At 68.3% G+C, this 18301-nt stretch carries 18 protein-coding genes and 1 tRNA gene; 3 read left to right on the forward strand and 16 right to left on the reverse strand.

The genetic code is table 11. From position 1 onward, the window contains the following. Positions 1-78 precede the first annotated feature (78 nt). The 9 genes from rpoB to ACWIGU_RS22740 all read right to left on the reverse strand — a co-directional run bounded on the left by rpoB (position 79) and on the right by ACWIGU_RS22740 (position 9341). A complete protein-coding gene (rpoB, locus tag ACWIGU_RS22700) occupies positions 79-3564 on the reverse strand; it encodes a DNA-directed RNA polymerase subunit beta (RefSeq protein WP_356279192.1) in 3486 nt (1161 codons plus the stop codon). 675 nt (positions 3565-4239) lie between these two features. Continuing rightward, a complete protein-coding gene (rplL, locus tag ACWIGU_RS22705) occupies positions 4240-4623 on the reverse strand; it encodes a 50S ribosomal protein L7/L12 (protein WP_100594898.1) in 384 nt (127 codons plus the stop codon). A 111-nt stretch (positions 4624-4734) separates the two neighbouring features. Continuing rightward, positions 4735-5265 (reverse strand): 50S ribosomal protein L10, encoded by a 531-nt coding sequence (gene rplJ, locus ACWIGU_RS22710; RefSeq protein WP_100594899.1) that lies wholly within the window; start codon positions 5263-5265, stop codon positions 4735-4737. A 347-nt stretch (positions 5266-5612) separates the two neighbouring features. After that, positions 5613-6332, reverse strand: a complete 720-nt coding sequence (locus ACWIGU_RS22715; protein WP_454403439.1) for a hypothetical protein — start codon at positions 6330-6332, stop codon at positions 5613-5615. 142 nt (positions 6333-6474) lie between these two features. Then, positions 6475-7203, reverse strand: coding sequence for a 50S ribosomal protein L1 (rplA, locus tag ACWIGU_RS22720; protein WP_454403441.1), 729 nt, complete (start codon positions 7201-7203; stop codon positions 6475-6477). Positions 7204-7285: 82 nt separating this feature from the next. Further along, on the reverse strand, positions 7286-7720 hold the full coding sequence (rplK, locus tag ACWIGU_RS22725) for a 50S ribosomal protein L11 (RefSeq protein ID WP_100594902.1): 435 nt from the start codon (positions 7718-7720) through the stop codon (positions 7286-7288). Between the two features lie 177 nt (positions 7721-7897). Beyond that, complete coding sequence (gene nusG, locus ACWIGU_RS22730) at positions 7898-8794, reverse strand: transcription termination/antitermination protein NusG (RefSeq protein ID WP_454403443.1); 897 nt, start codon at positions 8792-8794, stop codon at positions 7898-7900. A gap of 77 nt (positions 8795-8871) precedes the next feature. After that, complete coding sequence (gene secE, locus ACWIGU_RS22735; protein WP_100594904.1) at positions 8872-9159, reverse strand: preprotein translocase subunit SecE; 288 nt, start codon at positions 9157-9159, stop codon at positions 8872-8874. 109 nt (positions 9160-9268) lie between these two features. Beyond that, a tRNA-Trp gene (locus ACWIGU_RS22740) sits at positions 9269-9341 on the reverse strand. A gap of 190 nt (positions 9342-9531) precedes the next feature. Here ACWIGU_RS22740 and ACWIGU_RS22745 point away from each other — a divergent pair. Both ACWIGU_RS22745 and ACWIGU_RS22750 read left to right on the forward strand, forming a co-directional pair. Continuing rightward, positions 9532-10770: a pyridoxal phosphate-dependent aminotransferase gene (locus ACWIGU_RS22745; RefSeq protein ID WP_454403445.1), complete on the forward strand. Its 1239-nt coding sequence runs from the start codon at positions 9532-9534 to the stop codon at positions 10768-10770. 142 nt (positions 10771-10912) lie between these two features. Continuing rightward, entirely contained in the window at positions 10913-11941 is a 1029-nt protein-coding gene (locus ACWIGU_RS22750; RefSeq protein ID WP_454403447.1) for an adenosine deaminase, read from the forward strand. A gap of 6 nt (positions 11942-11947) precedes the next feature. Here ACWIGU_RS22750 and ACWIGU_RS22755 read toward each other — a convergent pair whose 3' ends face one another. Together ACWIGU_RS22755 and ACWIGU_RS22760 are read right to left on the reverse strand one after the other, a co-directional pair. Continuing rightward, positions 11948-12673 (reverse strand): DsbA family protein, encoded by a 726-nt coding sequence (locus ACWIGU_RS22755; RefSeq protein WP_454403449.1) that lies wholly within the window; start codon positions 12671-12673, stop codon positions 11948-11950. A 31-nt stretch (positions 12674-12704) separates the two neighbouring features. After that, entirely contained in the window at positions 12705-13301 is a 597-nt protein-coding gene (locus ACWIGU_RS22760) for a TetR/AcrR family transcriptional regulator (RefSeq protein ID WP_454403451.1), read from the reverse strand. An 88-nt stretch (positions 13302-13389) separates the two neighbouring features. Between ACWIGU_RS22760 and ACWIGU_RS22765 the strand changes: the two genes are divergently transcribed. Then, a complete protein-coding gene (locus ACWIGU_RS22765) occupies positions 13390-14022 on the forward strand; it encodes an NAD(P)-dependent oxidoreductase (RefSeq protein WP_454403453.1) in 633 nt (210 codons plus the stop codon). Positions 14023-14038: 16 nt separating this feature from the next. Here the strand turns inward: ACWIGU_RS22765 and ACWIGU_RS22770 are convergent, their stop codons facing one another. The 5 genes from ACWIGU_RS22770 to ACWIGU_RS22790 form a co-directional block, all read right to left on the reverse strand. Next, the gene (locus ACWIGU_RS22770) at positions 14039-15154 is read right to left on the reverse strand and encodes a UDP-N-acetylmuramate dehydrogenase (RefSeq protein ID WP_454403664.1); all 1116 of its coding nucleotides are present in this window, start codon (positions 15152-15154) and stop codon (positions 14039-14041) included. 11 nt (positions 15155-15165) lie between these two features. Continuing rightward, entirely contained in the window at positions 15166-15546 is a 381-nt protein-coding gene (locus ACWIGU_RS22775; RefSeq protein WP_356279168.1) for a DUF3291 domain-containing protein, read from the reverse strand. A gap of 42 nt (positions 15547-15588) precedes the next feature. Next, positions 15589-17034 (reverse strand): DHA2 family efflux MFS transporter permease subunit, encoded by a 1446-nt coding sequence (locus ACWIGU_RS22780; RefSeq protein ID WP_454403455.1) that lies wholly within the window; start codon positions 17032-17034, stop codon positions 15589-15591. 115 nt (positions 17035-17149) lie between these two features. Further along, the gene (locus tag ACWIGU_RS22785; protein WP_454403457.1) at positions 17150-17719 is read right to left on the reverse strand and encodes a TetR/AcrR family transcriptional regulator; all 570 of its coding nucleotides are present in this window, start codon (positions 17717-17719) and stop codon (positions 17150-17152) included. 153 nt (positions 17720-17872) lie between these two features. Then, entirely contained in the window at positions 17873-18301 is a 429-nt protein-coding gene (locus tag ACWIGU_RS22790; protein WP_356279159.1) for a MaoC family dehydratase, read from the reverse strand.

Below are 18301 nucleotides of genomic sequence, written 5' to 3' on the forward strand. Positions count from 1 at the left end.
AAGTAAGGCGCTTCATCATGGTCTGAACGGTCCCGGGGATGGCCGGGGGCTCCTTGTGCGAGCCCCCGGCCAGGCCCGTCAGACCTCTTCGACGCTGCTCGGCTCGCGCCGGGACAGGTCGATACCGAGCTCCTCCGCCGCGCGGAAGACGTCCTCGTCGGTGTCGCGCATCTCGATGGACATGCCGTCCGAGGACAGCACCTCCACGTTGAGGCAGAGCGACTGCATTTCCTTGATGAGCACCTTGAAGGACTCGGGAATGCCCGGCTCGGGAATGTTCTCGCCCTTGACGATGGCCTCGTAGACCTTCACGCGGCCGGTCACGTCGTCGGACTTGATCGTCAGGAGCTCCTGGAGGGCGTAAGCGGCACCGTAAGCCTCAAGCGCCCACACCTCCATCTCACCGAATCGCTGACCACCGAACTGAGCCTTACCACCCAGCGGCTGCTGGGTGATCATGGAGTACGGACCGGTCGAACGGGCGTGAAGCTTGTCGTCGACCAGGTGGTGCAGCTTGAGGATGTACATGTACCCGATCGAGATCGGGTCCGGGAACGGCTCGCCGGAGCGGCCGTCGAACAGGTTGGCCTTGCCGGACGGCTGGACCAGGCGGTCACCGTCGCGGTTCGGGATCGTGGCCTCGAAGAGACCGGAGATCTCGTCCTCACGGGCACCGTCGAAGACCGGGGTCGCGACGTTGGTGCCGGGGGCGACCTGGTCGGCGCCGATGGCCTGCAGGCGCTGGGCCCACTCGTCACCGAGGCCGGAGACGTCCCAGCCGCGGCTGGCGAGCCAGCCGAGGTGGATCTCCAGGACCTGTCCCGGGTTCATTCGGGACGGGACACCCAGCGGGTTGAGGATGATGTCGACCGGAGTTCCGTCCTCGAGGAACGGCATGTCCTCGATCGGAAGGATCTTCGAGATAACACCCTTGTTGCCGTGGCGGCCGGCGAGCTTGTCACCGTCCGTGATCTTGCGCTTCTGCGCCACGTAGACACGAACCAGCTGGTTCACGCCCGGCGGCAGCTCGTCGCCCTCTTCACGGTCGAAGACGCGGACGCCGATGACCTTGCCGATCTCACCGTGCGGCACCTTCAGCGAGGTGTCGCGCACCTCGCGCGCCTTCTCACCGAAGATCGCGCGGAGCAGGCGCTCCTCCGGCGTCAGCTCGGTCTCACCCTTGGGCGTGACCTTGCCGACGAGGATGTCGCCGGCGACGACCTCGGCACCGATACGGATGATGCCGCGCTCGTCGAGGTCGGCGAGGACCTCTTCGGAGACGTTCGGGATGTCCCGGGTGATCTCCTCCGGGCCGAGCTTGGTGTCACGGGCGTCGACCTCGTGCTCCTCGATGTGGATCGAGGAGAGGACGTCGTCCTGCACGAGGCGCTGCGACAGGATGATCGCGTCCTCGTAGTTGTGACCCTCCCACGGCATGAACGCCACGAGCAGGTTCTTGCCGAGCGCCATCTCGCCGTTCTCGGTCGCGGGACCGTCGGCCAGAACCTGGCCCTCGATCACGCGGGCGCCCTCGTCCACGACAACCTTCTGGTTGACGGAGGTGCCCTGGTTGGAGCGCGAGAACTTCGCGAGGCGGTACGTGGTGTACGTGCCGTCGTCGTTGGCGGTGGTGATGTAGTCCGCGGAAACCTCCTGGACCACACCGTCCTTCTCCGCCTTGAGCACGTCGCCCGCGTCAGTGGCGCAGCGGTACTCCATGCCCGTGCCGACGAGCGGCGCCTCGGACTTAATCAGCGGCACGGCCTGACGCATCATGTTCGCGCCCATGAGGGCACGGTTGGCGTCGTCGTGCTCGAGGAACGGGATCATCGCGGTCGCGACCGACACCATCTGGCGCGGCGAGACGTCCATGTAGTCGACGTCGTCGCCCGGGATGTAGTCGATCTCGCCGCCACGACGGCGGACCAGGACGCGGTTCTCGGTGAACCGCATGTCCTCGCCGAGGCCGGCGTTGGCCTGGGCGATCACGAAGCGGTCTTCCTCGTCCGCGGTCAGGTAGTCGACGTCGTCGGTGACGACACCCTCGACGACCTTGCGGTACGGCGTCTCGACGAAGCCGAACGCGTTGACGCGACCGTAGGAGGCCAGCGAACCGATCAGACCGATGTTCGGGCCTTCAGGCGTCTCGATCGGGCACATGCGGCCGTAGTGGGACGGGTGCACGTCACGGACCTCGAAGCCGGCCCGCTCACGCGAGAGACCACCCGGGCCGAGCGCCGACAGACGGCGCTTGTGGGTGAGACCCGACAGCGGGTTGTTCTGGTCCATGAACTGCGACAGCTGGCTGGTGCCGAAGAACTCCTTGATGGAGGCGACGACCGGCCGGATGTTGATCAGGGTCTGCGGCGTGATCGCCTCGACGTCCTGAGTCGTCATGCGCTCGCGGACGACGCGCTCCATACGAGCCAGACCCGTGCGGACCTGGTTCTGGATGAGCTCGCCGACGTTACGCAGACGACGGTTGCCGAAGTGGTCGATGTCGTCGGTCTCGACGACAATCGAGACACCGCTGTCGCCAACGGTCTCGGTCTCACCGGCGTGCAGCTTCACCAGGTACTTGATCGACGAGATGATGTCCTCGACGGTCAGGACGCCGGCGTCCAGCGGGGCTTCGCCGCCCAGCTTCTTGTTCACCTTGTAGCGGCCGACCTTCGCGAGGTCGTAGCGCTTCGGGTTGAAGTAGAGGTTCTCGAGCAGCGTCTGCGCGGCCTCACGGGTCGGCGGCTCGCCCGGACGCAGCTTGCGGTAGATGTCGAGGAGCGCGTCGTCCTGGCCCTGGGTGTGGTCCTTCTCCAGGGTGGCGCGCATGGACTCGTACTCGCCGAACTCCTCGAGGATCTGCTCGGTCGTCCAACCGAGAGCCTTCAGGAGAACGGTGACGGACTGCTTGCGCTTGCGGTCGATGCGGACACCGACCATGTCGCGCTTGTCGATCTCCATCTCGAGCCAGGCACCCCGGGACGGGATGACCTTGGCCGAGAAGATGTCCTTGTCGGACGTCTTGTCGATCGAGGAGTCGAAGTAGACGCCCGGCGAGCGGACGAGCTGCGACACCACGACACGCTCGGTGCCGTTGATGACGAAGGTGCCCTTGTTGGTCATGAGCGGGAAGTCGCCCATGAAGACCGTCTGGGACTTGATCTCGCCGGTCTCGTTGTTGGTGAACTCGGCGGTGACGAAGAGCGGGGCGCCGTACGTGAAGTCGCGCTCCTTGCACTCGTCGATCGAGTTCTTCGGCGGCTCGAAACGGTGGTCGCGGAACGTCAGGGACATCGACCCTGAGAAGTCCTCGATCGGGGAGATCTCCTCGAAGATCTCCTCCAGACCGGACTTCCTGGGGACGTCCTGTCCGCTGTCCAGAGCCGCCTCGACACGAGCCTTCCACGCGTCGTTGCCGAGCAGCCAGTCGAAGCTTTCGGTCTGCAGCGCAAGAAGGTTCGGAACCTCGAGGGGCTCCTTGATCTTTGCAAAGGAAATGCGCAGCGGGGCGGTGCTGGCGCCGTTGTTCGTATTCGCGGTCGAGGCAGTGCGCGAGGCGGCCAAGAGGGGGTCCTTCCGAGGGCTCGGACTCACTACGCGCGTACCGGTCCCAAGCTGGCACGGAGGCAGAAGCTTCCCGAATCGGCCGGTGAGGGCCAGGTCAGGACGGTTTCAGTCCACGGTGCTGGAGCGAGGGCATGCCCCTGGTGACGGGCAGGGAGCAGCTAACAGGCAGCGCAAAGGGTCAGTGTAGCCACTTGGCTCACTGATGTCCAGTGCGGGTTTTTTGAGACCCTCGTTGTCCTCAACGACCCTCGTCAGACCCTCGTTGTTCTCAACAGCTGCAACACGTCACCACGTCACTCGTGGCGCGCACATCCTTACTGCCCTCTTCGTCGTCGATCCATGCCTCGGATCCGGATCGTTGTGACGACGCGTCCTGAGAATTGCGCGCTGCGTGCGGTTCGTCAAGGCCCCCTCCTGTGCGAACGGGGCTGCCCCGACTCCCGCGCTCACCAGCAGGCACCCGCAGGCACCGGTTCCAGGCGCCGGTTCCAGGCACAACGAAGATCACCATACTCGTCGGGACCGTCAGTGCAAGGCAGCCGAACTGGAACGCCGGGCGGCCGTCCGGAAAGCCCGAAGGGCGACCACCCAGTTGGGTGATCGCCCTTCAGTGCGTTCGCGTTACAGCCCTGCGCGAGAGCCGCTCAGCAAGGAGTCAGCAGACTCCCGAGGTCACTTGACCTCGACGGAGGCGCCGGCGCCCTTGAGGGACTCGGCAGCCTTCTCCGCGGCGTCCTTCGCGACCTTCTCGAGGACGGGCTTCGGGGCGCCGTCGACGAGGTCCTTGGCCTCCTTGAGGCCCAGGGAGGTGAGCTCGCGCACGACCTTGATGACCTGGATCTTCTTCTCGCCGGCGCCGGTGAGGATGACGTCGAACTCGTCCTGCTCCTCGGCAGCCTCGGCGGCCGGGCCACCGGCGGCGGGGCCGGCAACGGCGACGGCCGCGGCGGCGGTGACGTCGAACTTCTCCTCGAAGGCCTTCACGAACTCGGAGAGCTCGATGAGGGTCATCTCTTCGAACTGCGCGAGCAGGTCGTCCTGGGACAGCTTCGCCATGATGGCGTCCTTCCACTAATTCGGCAGGTGCCGGAGTTACATGTAGGCGGGCGTACGTTCGGCCCGCTGCGACCGTCGCCCTGGCGGGCAGCGATCATTGCGCGAGCCGAGTTACTCGGCACCGCCCTGCTCGTCGCGCTTGACGCGAAGCGCCTCCGCAGTGCGGACGAACTTCGACGGGAGCGCCTGGAAGACCTGAGCAGCCTGAGTCTGCTTGCCCTTCATGGCGCCCGCCAGCTTGGCGAGCAGAACCTCGCGGGACTCGAGGTCCGCGAGCTTCTTGATCTCATCGGCGGACAGCGCCTTACCGTCAAGGACACCGCCCTTGATGATGAGGTTGGGGTTGTCCTTGGCGAAGTCACGAAGACCCTTCGCCGACTCCACCGGGTCACCGGTGACGAAGGCAACCGCTGTCGGACCCGTGAACAGGTCGTCCAGCGTGTTGATCCCGGCCTCGTTGGCCGCGATCTTGGTCAGCGTGTTCTTCACCACGGCGTACTCGGAGTTCTCACCGAGAGAACGGCGCAGCTGCTTGAGCTGGGCCACGGTGAGACCCCGGTACTCGGTCAGCACGGCGGCGTTCGAGCTGCGGAACTTGTCCGTGAGCTCGGCTACCGCGGCAGCCTTGTCGGGCGTCGGCATAGAGCGTCGGCCTCCTTCCGGGTGATGAGGACCGCTCAGAAGGGGCTGTACAAAACAAAACGCCCCGGCGCAGGCGCACGGGGCGTAGCTCGACCGGCTGTGCTCAATGAAGAACAGCGTCCGGGAACTTTCCACAGTCACCTGCGCAGGTCGTCTGCTTTCAGCAGATCCTTCGGTCGCCGGTTCCTCTCGCGAGGGCACGGCAACGACCAGCGGTCTTTGGCTTCCTGAGGAGATTACGTGACGGGGTCCGCCTCAGGCAAATCCGCCCTTGTCGGCCCCGCGCCGGGGCACTCAACCGCTGGTCGCGCGCGGTCCGCTCGCCCTGGCCGTCGCCCTCTCCACCGTCATGCAGTGGGCTTTCGACTGACGACGTCCTTGAAGTCGACCGTGTCCCGCGCCGGCGGGCGCTCGGCCGAGGCGCGGGCGCCGTAGTCGGCGTAGTGCACGGTCCCGGAGAAGGCCCCGGAGTCCGTACGGGCCCGCTGGACGCGCTTGACCAGGAGGTGCCCGCGGTCGATCCAGACGTCGACGCGCTGCCCGTCGGCCGTGCCCGTGTAGTGCGTGGCGCGGACGCCGCGCACGGTCTCCCGGCCCACCTCGCGCGCGTTCCGCGAGGACAGCAGCAGTTTCAGGGAGGCCGCCGGTGAGAGGTCGGCCCCGGGGTCGTACGGGTATCGGATCCAGTGCTTGCCGTCCGACAGCGCGGCGAACCTGTCGGTCATGCGCGTGTAGTACGCGTCCGGCAGGAAGCGGGACTGGGACGGGGAGCCGCCCATGAGCCGGGTCGTCGAGGCCATCGAGCCGCCGGTCGCCGTCACCCTCAGGGTGCCGCGCAGCCCGCCCGACCAGCACAGGACGCCCACGCTGCGCGACGACAGGCTGGTGCCCGTACTGCTGGTCGCCTCGATCCTCGCGGACCCGGCGGCGGCGACCTCCGAGCGGGCGGCCCGCAGCGCGCCGGTGACGCTCCCGTCGCCCGTGGGCGCCTCGTGCGCGCCGCAGGACACCAGGCCGGCCAGCGCCAGGCAGACCGTCGCGCGCCGCACCCATGTCCTGCCGTTCATACGCTCCCCCCCGCCAAGCCCCGGACCGACCCCGCACGCTAGCGGAGCCCACCGGTGCCGGAGGGCGTTAGCGGGAAAACGGGAACGGGCCCCGCACCTCGAAAGGTGCGGGGCCCGAGCCGACTTGGCTGAGCTGTCAGGCTCAGACCGCAGCCGGGTCCTCCTCGACGAGGAGGTTGCGGGTGCGGTTCGGGTCGAGCGGAACGCCGGGACCCATCGTGGTGGCGATGGCGGCCTTCTTGATGTAGCGACCCTTGGCGGCGGACGGCTTCAGACGAAGGATCTCGTCCAGGGCCGCGCCGTAGTTCTCCACCAGCTTGGCGTCGTCGAAGGACACCTTGCCGATGATGAAGTGGAGGTTCGAGTGCTTGTCGACGCGGAACTCGATCTTGCCACCCTTGATCTCGTTCACGGCCTTGGCCACGTCCGGGGTCACGGTGCCGGTCTTCGGGTTCGGCATGAGGCCACGGGGACCGAGCACGCGGCCGAGGCGGCCGACCTTGCCCATGAGGTCCGGGGTGGCGACAACGGCGTCGAACTCGTTCAGGCGGTTGCCCTTGGAGATCTCGTCGATGAGCTCGTCGGAGCCGACGATGTCGGCGCCAGCGGCTTCCGCGGCCGCAGCACGGTCACCGGTCGCGAAGACCAGGACCCGGGCGGTCTTGCCGGTGCCGTGCGGGAGGTTCACGGTGCCACGGACCATCTGGTCGGCCTTGCGCGGGTCGACACCCAGACGCATGGCGACCTCGACGGTGCCGTCGAACTTCGTCGCGGAGGTCTCCTTGGCGATACGGACGGCCTCGAGCGGGGCGTAGAGCTTGTCCCGGTCGATCTTCGCGTCCGCAGCGCGGAGAGTCTTGCTGCGCTTCACTTCTACTCCTGGAGTTCAGGTATGGAGTTCGTGGTGCGGACCAGCGCTGGCCCTACCACAGAAAGGTCAAACGGGGTGAGGATCAGCCCTCGACCGTGACGCCCATGGAACGCGCGGTACCGGCGATGATCTTCGCCGCGGCGTCCAGGTCGTTGGCGTTGAGGTCGGCCATCTTGGTGGTGGCGATCTCGCGGACCTGCGCGTCGGTGATCTTCGCGACCTTGGTCTTGTGAGGCTCGCCGGAGCCCTTCTCGATGCCCGCGGCCTTGAGGATCATCTTGGCGGCCGGGGGCGTCTTGGTGATGAAGGTGAAGGAGCGGTCTTCGTAGACCGTGATCTCCACCGGGATGACCCAGCCACGCTGCGACTCGGTCGCGGCGTTGTAGGCCTTGCAGAACTCCATGATGTTGACGCCGTGCTGGCCCAGCGCGGGACCAACCGGCGGGGCCGGGTTGGCGGCACCGGCCTGGATCTGGAGCTTGATAAGCCCCGTGACCTTCTTCTTCTTGGGAGGCATTGCTCTCTCCGGGTCCTAGTGAGAGTTTTCAGCCGACCACCCGGTCATCCGGATGGAGGCATACCGCACAACGATAACGGGTATCTGTGTGCGGCTAAAAACCGAGCAGGTCAGACAGGCTGTGAGAGCCCGTCTGACCTGTTCGGAAGTGCTTGTTCCAGAAGGTGCCGGAAGGGGCTAGTTCTTCTGGATCTGGTCGAAGCTGAGCTCGACCGGGGTCTCGCGGCCGAAGATCTCGACGAGGCCCTTGACCTTCTTCGAGTCGGCGTTGATCTCGTTGATCGTCGCCTGCAGCGTCGCGAACGGGCCGTCGGTGACGGTGACCGAGTCGCCCACCTCGAAGTCCAGGACCTGGACCTCGACCTTGCGGGACGGAGCCGGCTTGCCCTCGGCCTCTGCGGCCTCGCGGGCGGCCTTCTCCTCGGCCTCCGGGGCGAGCATCTTGACGATCTCGTCCAGGGTCAGCGGGTACGGGTCGTAGGCGTTGCCCACGAAGCCGGTGACGCCGGGGGTGTTGCGGACGACGCCCCACGACTCGTTCGTCAGGTCCATGCGCACCAGCACGTAGCCGGGGAGCTTGTTCTGACGGATGGTCTTGCGCTCGCCGTTCTTGATCTGCGCGACCTCTTCCTGCGGCACCTCGGCCTGGAAGATGAAGTCCTCGACGTTCAGCGAGACGGCGCGCTGCTCGAGGTTGGTCTTCACGCGGTTCTCGTAACCGGCGTACGTGTGGATGACGTACCACTCGCCGGGCAGCGTGCGCAGTTCCTCGCGAAGGGCGACGATCGGGTCGACCGGCTCGGACTCCTCGGCGGCTTCCTCGACGGACTCCTCGTCGGCCTCGGCCTCGGGGGCGTCCTCGGCGGACTCCTCTTCGGCGTCGTCCTCAAAGGACTCCTCGGCGGCTTCGACCTCGTCCTCGACGTGCGCGTCAGCCTCAGTGGCTGCCTCGTCGGCAGCCTCAGCCTGGACCGTGTCCTCGGCGTTCTCGGCGTCCGCCGCCTCGACAATGTCGAGCTCGTCCTCAGCGGACTCGACGGGCTCGATCGCCTCGTTCAGGTTCGGGTCAGACACTGTGGCTGCTTCTTCCTGGATACATAGGGGTGGAACACGCGAAAGGGGCGCCGGGTACGGCGCCCTTCGCTCTCGGCTCAGCCGAAGATGTACTTGACGGCGTGGTTGAAGCCATAGTCAATCACGGTCACCAGACCGATCATGATGACGACGAACACAATCACCACACTGGTGTAGGTGGTGAGCTGGTTCCGAGTCGGCCAGACAACCTTGCGGAGTTCCGCGACGATCTGGCGGTAGAAGAGCGCGAGACGGCCGAAGGGGCCCTTCTTTCCGCGCTTGCCACCCTTACGGGGCTTCTTCTGGGACTCCGGCGCCTCATCCTGGGCATCAGGCATGTCGATGGAGCCCACGGCGTCCGTCACGCGTCCTCACCTGAATTCCGGGTCGTGGCCGTGCCGCGCCCGGTTGAGCCGCACGGCGGTGCATTTGCAGTACGTACATGCGCACACGTCCTGGCGAAGGAGTGTGTAGCAGGGCCGGAGGGACTTGAACCCCCAACCGCTGGTTTTGGAGACCAGTGCTCTACCAATTGAGCTACGACCCTTTGTCTGCCCCAACGTACCGCATCCTTCCGACTGCACGTCATGTGCCGGAAGAGAGCGGCCGGTGAAGGCCAACGAGCAGTGAGTGTACGTGCTCCGCGGCCCTCCGTCGAACAGAAAGAAGCGGGCCAGTCGTTGATCGTCCGTGAAACCCGTGTGCCGGCCGGGTTTCCGGTCTGGAACGATGGGGTTATGAGCGCTGCTGCTACTCCTTCCTCTTCGCCCACCGAGCGCCGGGTCTCCGCCCGTATCGGCGCGATCTCCGAGTCCGCGACCCTCGCCGTCGACGCCAAGGCCAAGGCCCTCAAGGCCGCCGGGCGCCCGGTCATCGGTTTCGGCGCGGGCGAGCCCGACTTCCCGACCCCGGACTACATCGTCGAAGCGGCCATCGAGGCCTGCAAGAACCCGAAGTACCACCGGTACACGCCCGCCGGCGGTCTGCCCGAGCTGAAGGCCGCGATCGCCGCGAAGACGCTGCGCGACTCCGGCTATGAGGTCGACCCCTCGCAGATCCTGGTCACCAACGGCGGGAAGCAGGCCATCTACGAGGCCTTCGCCGCGATCCTCGACCCGGGCGACGAGGTCATCGTCCCGGCGCCGTACTGGACGACGTACCCCGAGTCGATCCGTCTCGCCGGTGGTGTCCCGGTCGAGGTCGTGGCCGACGAGACGACCGGGTACCGCGTCTCCGTGGAGCAGCTGGAGGCGGCGCGCACCGAGCGCACCAAGGTCGTCCTGTTCGTGTCGCCGTCGAACCCGACGGGCGCGGTCTACAGCGAGGCCGACGCCGAGGCGATCGGCCGCTGGGCCGTCGAGCACGGCCTGTGGGTTCTCACCGACGAGATCTACGAGCACCTGGTCTACGGGGACGCCAGGTTCACGTCGCTGCCAGCGCTCCTGCCCGAGCTGCGCGACAAGTGCATCGTCGTGAACGGCGTCGCCAAGACGTACGCGATGACCGGCTGGCGCGTCGGGTGGATCGTCGGCCCGAAGGACATCGTGAAGGCCGCGACCAACCTGCAGTCGCACGCCACGTCGAACGTGTCGAACGTCGCGCAGATCGCCGCGCTCGCCGCCGTGTCCGGTGACCTGACGGCCGTCGCGAAGATGCGCGAGGCCTTCGACCGCCGTCGCAAGACCATCGTGCGGATGCTGAACGAGATCGACGGTGTGCTCTGCCCCGAGCCCGAGGGCGCCTTCTACGCGTACCCGTCGGTGAAGGAGCTGCTCGGCAAGGAGATCCGCGGCAGGCGTCCGCAGAACTCCGTCGAGCTGGCCGCGCTCATCCTGGAGGAGGCCGAGGTCGCGGTCGTCCCGGGTGAGGCCTTCGGCACGCCGGGCTACCTGCGTCTGTCGTACGCCCTGGGCGACGAGGACCTGGTCGAGGGTGTCTCGCGGATCCAGAAGCTGCTCGCCGAGGCGCGCGACTGACGCGTCTTCCGCGTGGTGCGGGCCGTCTCCGGGATTCCCGGGGGCGGCCCGTTTCCTTGTTCGCCCGCTTCTTCGTTCGGGCAGGGGCACGAACGGGGAAAGCCGCTTCCCGCGCGGCGGGTGTGTGCGGCAAGATCCTTGAATGGACCGTGTACCACGTGATGTAAGGCAGCTACCCAAGGCCCATCTTCATCTGCACTTCACCGGGTCGATGCGGCCCACGACCCTGCTCGAACTCGCCGACAAGTACGGCGTCCGGCTGCCGGACGCCCTGACCGGGTCCGAGCCGCCGAAGCTGCGGGCCACCGACGAGCGCGGCTGGTTCCGCTTCCAGCGGCTGTACGACGCCGCGCGGTCCTGCCTGCGCGAGCCCGAGGACATTCAGCGGCTGGTGCGCGAGGCCGCCCTGGAGGATCTCGCGGACGGGTCGGGGTGGCTGGAGATCCAGGTCGACCCGACGTCGTACGCGCCGCGGCTCGGGGGGCTGATCCCGGCCCTGGAGGTCATCCTGGACGCCGTCGAGACCGCGTCGCGCGACACGGGTCTCGGCATGCGGGTCCTGGTCGCCGCGAACCGTATGAAGCATCCGCTGGACGCGCGCACTCTGGCCCGCCTCGCCGTGCGGTACGCGGACCGCGGCATCGTCGGCTTCGGGCTCTCCAACGACGAACGGCGGGGCATGGCGCGGGACTTCGACCGCGCGTTCGCCATCGCCAGGGAGGGCGGACTCCTGGCGGCGCCGCACGGCGGCGAGCTGACCGGGCCCGCCTCCGTGCGCGACTGTCTGGACGACCTGGAGGCGGCGCGGATCGGGCACGGAGTGCGGGCCGCCGAGGACCCCCGGCTCCTGAAGCGTCTCGCGGACCGGCAGGTGACCTGCGAGGTCTGCCCGGCGTCCAATGTCGCCCTCGGCGTCTACGAGAAGCCGGAGGACGTACCCCTGCGCACTTTGTTCGAGGCAGGGGTGCCGATGGCGCTCGGCGCCGACGACCCGCTCCTGTTCGGCTCGCGTCTGGCCGCCCAGTACGAGATCGCGCGCCGCCACCACGACTTCGACGACGCCGAACTGGCCGAGCTGGCGCGGCAGTCGGTGCGCGGTTCGGCGGCGCCGCAGGACATCAAGGCGAAGCTGCTGTCGGGGGTCGACGACTGGCTGACCGCCGCCCCCTGAGCGTGCTCACTGCTTCGCGGAGGCCATGCCGATCACGAGCGGTACGTATTTGGCGTCGAACATGCCGCCCCGCATGTCGTCCCCGAGCAGCGTGCCGTTCACGGCGAAGCCGGGCGTGCCGGGCACCTTGTCCTGCTCGTAGGCCTTCTCCGAGGCGGTGACGAAGGAGCGGTGCTTCATGCCCTTCACCGTCGCGTCGAACTCGGCGCCGCGCAGGCCCTTCACCCGCGAGGCCATGCGGAGCAGGAACGCGTCGGTGTAGCCGTCGACGGCCTCCTCGGGCTGCTCCTGGAAGAGGAGGTCGTGGTACTCGACGAACTTCCCCTTCTCCAGCGCGGCCCGCAGCGCGTTGGCCGCCTTCTTCGAGCCCTTGCCGCCGAGCCGGTCGTCGAGGAACGACGCCAGGGTGTACTCGGTCCTGACCTGGCCGTGGAGGGTCATCTTCCGCAGCGCGCCGGCGCCGCCGTCCTCCTCGAAGTCACGGCAGACGGGGCAGCGCAGGTCCTCGTAGAGCCGTACGACGGTGTCCGCCTTCGATGACCCGACGACGACCGTCGTGCCGTCGGCCGCGAGGTGTTCGGGCAGCTGCCCGGAGCTCGCGAACCGCTCGGGCTTCCTGGCGTCGGTCGCGTCCCCGCCGGACGGTCCCCGGCCGCACCCCGCGGCGAGCACTCCCGTCAGCGCCGCCACCAGCACCGGCACGGCGGCCCGGCGCCCTCTTCCACGCAGCATGATCTTGCCCTCCCCAGAAAGAAAGGGGACTCTATGCGATCCCTGTGAGCAGGGTGCGGGCGAGGCCCGCGGCGAACTCGTCCAACGGCTGCGGAGGCTTGCGGCCGGGGGCCATGTCGTACGCGAACGCGCGCTGGGCGCAGGCTCCGAGGAGGAGTGACGCGGCGGCGTAGGTGTCGGCGTCTCGGCTGACGCGGCCCGCCTCCTGCTCGGATCTGAGGTAGGCGTCCAGACCCTGGATCGGGCGGTGGGGGCCCGCGCCCATCTCGCGCAGCGCCTCCTCGTGACGGCGCTTGAGCTGGGGTTCCGCGTACAGGGAGGCGGCCATCGGAAAGGTCTGCTCGTAGAAGAGGGCGGCCTCGCGGGCGATCTCCGTGAGGTTCTCCTCGACGCTCTTCGCGCCCGGCTCCCTGGTGAGCTCGGTCAGGAGTGGTCCGAGCCTGGGAAGCCGTTCGCTGAGAACGGTCACGAACAGCTCTTCCTTGTTCGCGAAATACTTGTAGAGCGCCGCTTCCGAACAGTCCGCCGCTTTGGCGATCTCCTTGGTGGTGGCGCGGGTGAGGCCGACGCTCAGCATGAGTTCATGGGCGGCGTCGACGATGCGGACGCGGGCCGGCTTCTGATGCATGCGGACTCCAACCGAGCTTGACGAGCAGGTGAGTATCCACTCACTCTAGGGGGTGAGTGAACACTTACCCACCCTAGGAGGGTGTGCCATGAGGATCACTGTCTTCGGAGCGACCGGCGGCATCGGCCAGGAAATCGTCCGGCAGGCACTGGCATCAGGTCATCAGGTCACCGCGGTAGTCCGTGATCCCGCGCGGTTCACCGTGACGGGCGCGGACCTGGAGGTGTTCCGGGCGGATGTGCGGGACCCCGAGGCGCTGCGCCCCGCGGTCGCCGGGCGGGACGCGGTCCTGTCCGGGCTCGGCGCCCGCAAGCGCGCGGACGCGGGCATCACGGCCGAGCTGACCCGGTCGGTGCTGGGGGCGGTGGAGGCCGAGGGCGTACGGCGTCTGCTCGTCGTCAGCGCGGCGCCGGTCGGCCCCGAGCCGGAGCGCTCACCGCTCCTCGACCGCGCCATGATCGGCGTCATCAGCTCGCTGCTCAAGCCGGTCTACGACGATCTGCGGGCGATGGAGGGCGAGCTCGCGGCCAGCGCCACGGACTGGACCTCCGTGCGCCCGCCGAAGCTCACGGACAAGCCGCTCACGGGCACGTACCGGACCGTGGTCGGCGGGAATCCGCGCAGCGGCCGGAGCATCTCGCGGGCCGACGTGGCCCACGCGATGCTGGCGATGATCGACGACCCGGCGACGGTGAAGCAGGGCGTGGGGGTCGCCTACTAGCGGGACACCCGGCGGGTCAGAGGGACACGCCCACCGTGACCGGCTCGTTGACCAGCGTCACGCCGAAGGCGTCGTGGACGCCGGCCACTACCTCGCGGGCGAGCGCGAGGAGGTCGTCGGTGGTCGCCTCGCCGCGGTTGGTGAGGGCGAGCGTGTGCTTGGTGGAGATGCGCGCGGGCCCGCTGCCGTAGCCCTTGGTGAAGCCCGCCTTGTCGATGAGCCAGGCCGCCGAGGTCTTCACGCGGGCCTCGCCGGCCGGGAAGGCGGGCGGGGCGGTGTCGGGACCGAGACGGTCCGCCACACGCGCGTGGAAGGCGGCGAACTCCTCCTCGGTGAGGATCGGGTTGGTGAAGAACGACCCGGCCGACCAGGTGTCGTGGTCCTCGGGGTCGAGCACCATGCCCTTGCCCGCGCGCAGCTTCAGGACGGTCTCGCGGGCGAGGGCCGCGGGGACCCGGTCACCTGCCTCGACACCGAGGGTGCGGGCGGTCTCGGGGTACTTGACGGGGGCGCTCATGCCGCCCGCGTCCTCGAGCCCGAACCGTACCCGCAGCACCACGAAGCGGTCGGGACGGGCCTTGAAACGGCTGTGCCGGTACGAGAACGCGCACTCCTCGTTCGAAATGGTGACCGTCTCGTCGGCCTTCCGGTCGTACGCGATCACTTCGGTGATCGTCGACGAGACCTCCTGGCCGTACGCGCCCACGTTCTGGATCGGCGTGGCGCCGGCGGAGCCCGGGATGCCGGCGAGGCACTCGATGCCCGCGAGACCGGCCTCGACGGTGCGGGCGACCGCGTCGGTCCACACCTCGCCGGCCGCGAGCTCAAGGTTCGTACCGTCGAGCGAGAAGCCCTTCGTGGCGATCCTCAGGGCGGTGCCCGCGAAGCCCTTGTCACCGATGACCAGGTTGCTGCCACCGCCGACGATCAGCAGCGGGGTGCCCGCCGCGTCGGCCTCACGGACGGCGGTGATCACCTCGTCGTCGGTCGTCGCCGTCAGCAGCCGGGCCGCGGGGCCTCCGAGACGGAAGGTGGTCAGGGGGGCGAGGGGGGCGTCGTGGAGTTCCTGCACGCGCTCAAGAGTACGAGAACGGCCCCGCCGGTCGTGGCGGGGCCGTTCGTCTCCTTCGATACCTGGCGAGCTCACGTCAGGCGCCGCAGCGCCTCCGCCCAGTCGAGCGGCAGCTCGTCCGTGGTGGTCTGCCAGCGCACGAACTTCGCGTCCTTCATCTGTGAGCGCAGACCACCAGCCGTCGGGCCGTGGGGCGCCGAGCCCGCGAAGCGCTTCAGCGCGTCGGGCGACTCCCATGCGGACAGGGTCCAGAAGGTCCGCCGCAGGGGCGCCGCCTTCACGGAGGCTCCGTACGCGCCGGGCGCCTTGCTCACCTGGCGCCAGACAGAAGGGGTCTTCGCGAAGAAGCGGAGGGCTCCCCACAGGGTGCGGGTCTCGAAGCGGGAGGCCATGACGTGGGCCTCGGCGCCGGCCGGCGGGGTGTTCGGGACGGTCCAGGGCAATGTGGGCATGACGGGCTCCTTGGAAAAGTGCCGGTTCGATGTGGGGTGATCTCAGTTCGAAGCGGTCTCCAGGACGGGGGCGGATCGGGGCGCGGGCTCGCTCCCGGGACCCTCGGCCGCGCGTCGGCGGGAGGGGATGAACAGGGCCGCGGCTCCGGCGACGGCCACCGTGGCCGCGCCCACCCACAGCGCCGGCCGGATGCCGTCCACGAAGGTCTGCGCGGAGTCGTAGCCGCCCTGCGCCGCGAAGATCGACGACATCACGGCGATACCGAGCGCTCCGCCCACCTCGCGCAGCGCGTTGTTCGCGCCGGACGCGATGCCCTGCTCCTGCGGGCGGACGCTGGACATGACCAGGTTGGACGCGGGGGCGAAGTAGAGGGACATCCCGATGCCGCTGATGATCAGGGCGGGCAGCTGCGCGGTGTACGAGGCGTCGGCGGCGACCACTGAGGCGTAGTAGGCGAGGCCCGCGGCCTGGAGGAAGAGGCCGGTGGCGACGACCAGGCGGCCGCCGATCCGGTCGGACAGGTATCCCGCGACCGGCGAGACGAGCATCGGCATGCCGGTCCAGGGCAGCATCCGCAGGCCCGCCTCGGTGGGCGAGTAGCCGAGGACGCCCTGCATGTACTGGCTGAGCAGGAAGATCGAGCCGAACATCCCGAGGAACATCAGCAGGCTGGCCGCGTTGATCCCGGCGAAGGCGCGGGAGCGGAAGAGGCGCATCGGCAGCATCGCGTTCCTGGCGCGGGTGCCGTGCAGCGCGAAGGCGACGAGCAGGGCGCCGCCGGCGAACAGGCCCAGCAGGACGAGTCCGCTGGTCCAGCCGTCGCGGGGAGCGCGGACCAAGGCGTACACGATGCCGAAGAGGCCGCTGCTGGCAAGCACTGTGCCGACCACGTCGAGCCGGGCGCCGGTGCCGTACGACTCGCTGAGGCGCAGCCGGGCGAGCGGGAGAAGGGCGAGGCCGAGCGGGACGTTCAGCCAGAAGATCCAGTGCCAGGAGACGTGCTCGGTGAGGCTGCCGCCGATCAGCGGCCCGCTCGCGACGGCGAGCCCGTTGACGGCGCCCCAGATCCCGTACGCCATCCCGCGCTTCGCCGCCGGGACGGCCGCGGTGAGCAGGGTGAGGGTCAGCGGCATCATGATCGCGGCGCCGACGCCCTGGACCGCGCGGGCGGCGATCAGCGAGTCGATGCCGGGCGCCATGGCCGCGGCGGCGGACGCGCCGGTGAAGACGGTGAGGCCGACGAGGAAGAGCCGGCGGCGGCCGAACCGGTCACCCAGGGCCGCGCCGAACATCAGCAGCACGGCGAAGGTGAGCGTGTAGGCACTGACCGTCCACTCCAGGTCGTCGAGCGCGCCGCCGAGGTCCTTGCGGATGGAGGGCAGCGCGGTGGTGACGACGAGGTTGTCGAGGGCCGCCATGAATCCGGCGACGCTGCTGATGACGAGGGCCCAGACGGCTCCCCCGCGGCGTGCTGTCTGCTGTGACATCGTTCCCCCAGAACGGTGGTTAGTTATTGATGACTAACTTTCATGGGCGCGAAGAGGCCAAGAACCTCCCCCCGACACCCACCCCTGATTCCCCTTGCTCAGCCGCTGACTACTGCTAGTGCTCCAGGCGCCCCTTGGCGCGCGCCGAGGGGTACAGCCCTTCCCAGATCCGGTGCTCCGGGGGGAACCCCATGGAGACCAGGACATTGATCAGCATTCCGTAAGCCATGAAGGTCGTCGTCGTGTCCACGTCCGCCCCCAGAGGCAGATGCGCCGCCTCCCAGAGCTTCACCCACTCGGCGCGGACCGCCTCGCCGAACTCATGGTCACCGGCCGCCTCGGCGGCGGCGACCGCGACGTACACCTGCATCTGCATCATGAGCCGCTCGGGATCCTCGGCGATGACGTCGGTGTACGCGTTCGCCATGGCGTCCAGGGCTTCCTCGCCCTCCAGCCCTTCGGCGGCCTCGGCGAAGAGCCGCGTCGTGTCCTGTACGCAACGGGTCGCCGCCGCGAGGAAGATGGCCTTCTTCCCCGGGAAGAGCCGGAACAGATACGGCTGCGAGACACCCACCCGCTTGGCGATCGCCTCAGTGGAGGTGCCGTAGTACCCACCCCTGGCGAACTCGCTCACCGCCGCGCGGATGACGCTCTCACGTCGCTCGTCTGCGCTCATCCTGACCATGCGGCTAAGTTAGTGGTCAATCACTACCTATGTCAAGCGCCACATCTCGGCCGCCACGAAGGCGTACGACTCCTGCCTACGAGCAGCTGCCCACGAGTAAGGGGCACCCCGCAATGGAGGGTGCCCCTTACTCAGGTTCCTACGGAGCAGCCGTTACGCCAGCTGCACGACCGCCCGCGACATGCCGAGCACCTTCTGGCCCGCGCTCGTCGCGACGAGGTCGACGCGGACGCGGCCGTCGTCGAGCTTGGCGGCGACCTTGCCGCTGACCTCGATCGTCGCGCCCTTGTCGTCGTTCGGGACGATGACGGGCTTGGTGAAGCGCACGCCGTACTCCACGACAGCGGCCGGGTCGCCGACCCAGTCGGTCACGACGCGGATCGCCTCGGCCATGGTGAACATGCCGTGAGCGATGACGTCCGGGAGCCCGACCTCGACCGCGAACTTCTCGTTCCAGTGGATCGGGTTGAAGTCGCCGGAGGCGCCCGCGTACTGCACGAGCGTGGCGCGGGTCACGGGGAACGTCTGGGCCGGCAGCTCCGTGCCGATCTCCACATCCGCGTACTGAATCGTCGTCGTCAT

This window comes from Streptomyces sp. NPDC055400 (genome assembly GCF_053644375.1).

What these genes read in the sequence shown, in the direction of transcription:
- rplL (WP_100594898.1), bottom strand. Translation starts at nt 4,623, where the DNA reads ATGGCGAAGCTGTCCCAGGACGACCTGCTCGCGCAGTTCGAAGAGATG.
- rplJ (WP_100594899.1), bottom strand. Translation starts at nt 5,265, where the DNA reads ATGCCGACGCCCGACAAGGCTGCCGCGGTAGCCGAGCTCACGGACAAG.
- ACWIGU_RS22715 (WP_454403439.1), bottom strand. Translation starts at nt 6,332, where the DNA reads ATGAACGGCAGGACATGGGTGCGGCGCGCGACGGTCTGCCTGGCGCTG.
- rplK (WP_100594902.1), bottom strand. Translation starts at nt 7,720, where the DNA reads ATGCCTCCCAAGAAGAAGAAGGTCACGGGGCTTATCAAGCTCCAGATC.
- ACWIGU_RS22745 (WP_454403445.1), top strand. Translation starts at nt 9,532, where the DNA reads ATGAGCGCTGCTGCTACTCCTTCCTCTTCGCCCACCGAGCGCCGGGTC.
- ACWIGU_RS22750 (WP_454403447.1), top strand. Translation starts at nt 10,913, where the DNA reads ATGGACCGTGTACCACGTGATGTAAGGCAGCTACCCAAGGCCCATCTT.
- ACWIGU_RS22755 (WP_454403449.1), bottom strand. Translation starts at nt 12,673, where the DNA reads ATGCTGCGTGGAAGAGGGCGCCGGGCCGCCGTGCCGGTGCTGGTGGCG.
- ACWIGU_RS22760 (WP_454403451.1), bottom strand. Translation starts at nt 13,301, where the DNA reads ATGCATCAGAAGCCGGCCCGCGTCCGCATCGTCGACGCCGCCCATGAA.
- ACWIGU_RS22765 (WP_454403453.1), top strand. Translation starts at nt 13,390, where the DNA reads ATGAGGATCACTGTCTTCGGAGCGACCGGCGGCATCGGCCAGGAAATC.
- ACWIGU_RS22775 (WP_356279168.1), bottom strand. Translation starts at nt 15,546, where the DNA reads ATGCCCACATTGCCCTGGACCGTCCCGAACACCCCGCCGGCCGGCGCC.
- ACWIGU_RS22780 (WP_454403455.1), bottom strand. Translation starts at nt 17,034, where the DNA reads ATGTCACAGCAGACAGCACGCCGCGGGGGAGCCGTCTGGGCCCTCGTC.
- ACWIGU_RS22785 (WP_454403457.1), bottom strand. Translation starts at nt 17,719, where the DNA reads ATGGTCAGGATGAGCGCAGACGAGCGACGTGAGAGCGTCATCCGCGCG.
- ACWIGU_RS22790 (WP_356279159.1), bottom strand. Translation starts at nt 18,301, where the DNA reads ATGACGACGACGATTCAGTACGCGGATGTGGAGATCGGCACGGAGCTG.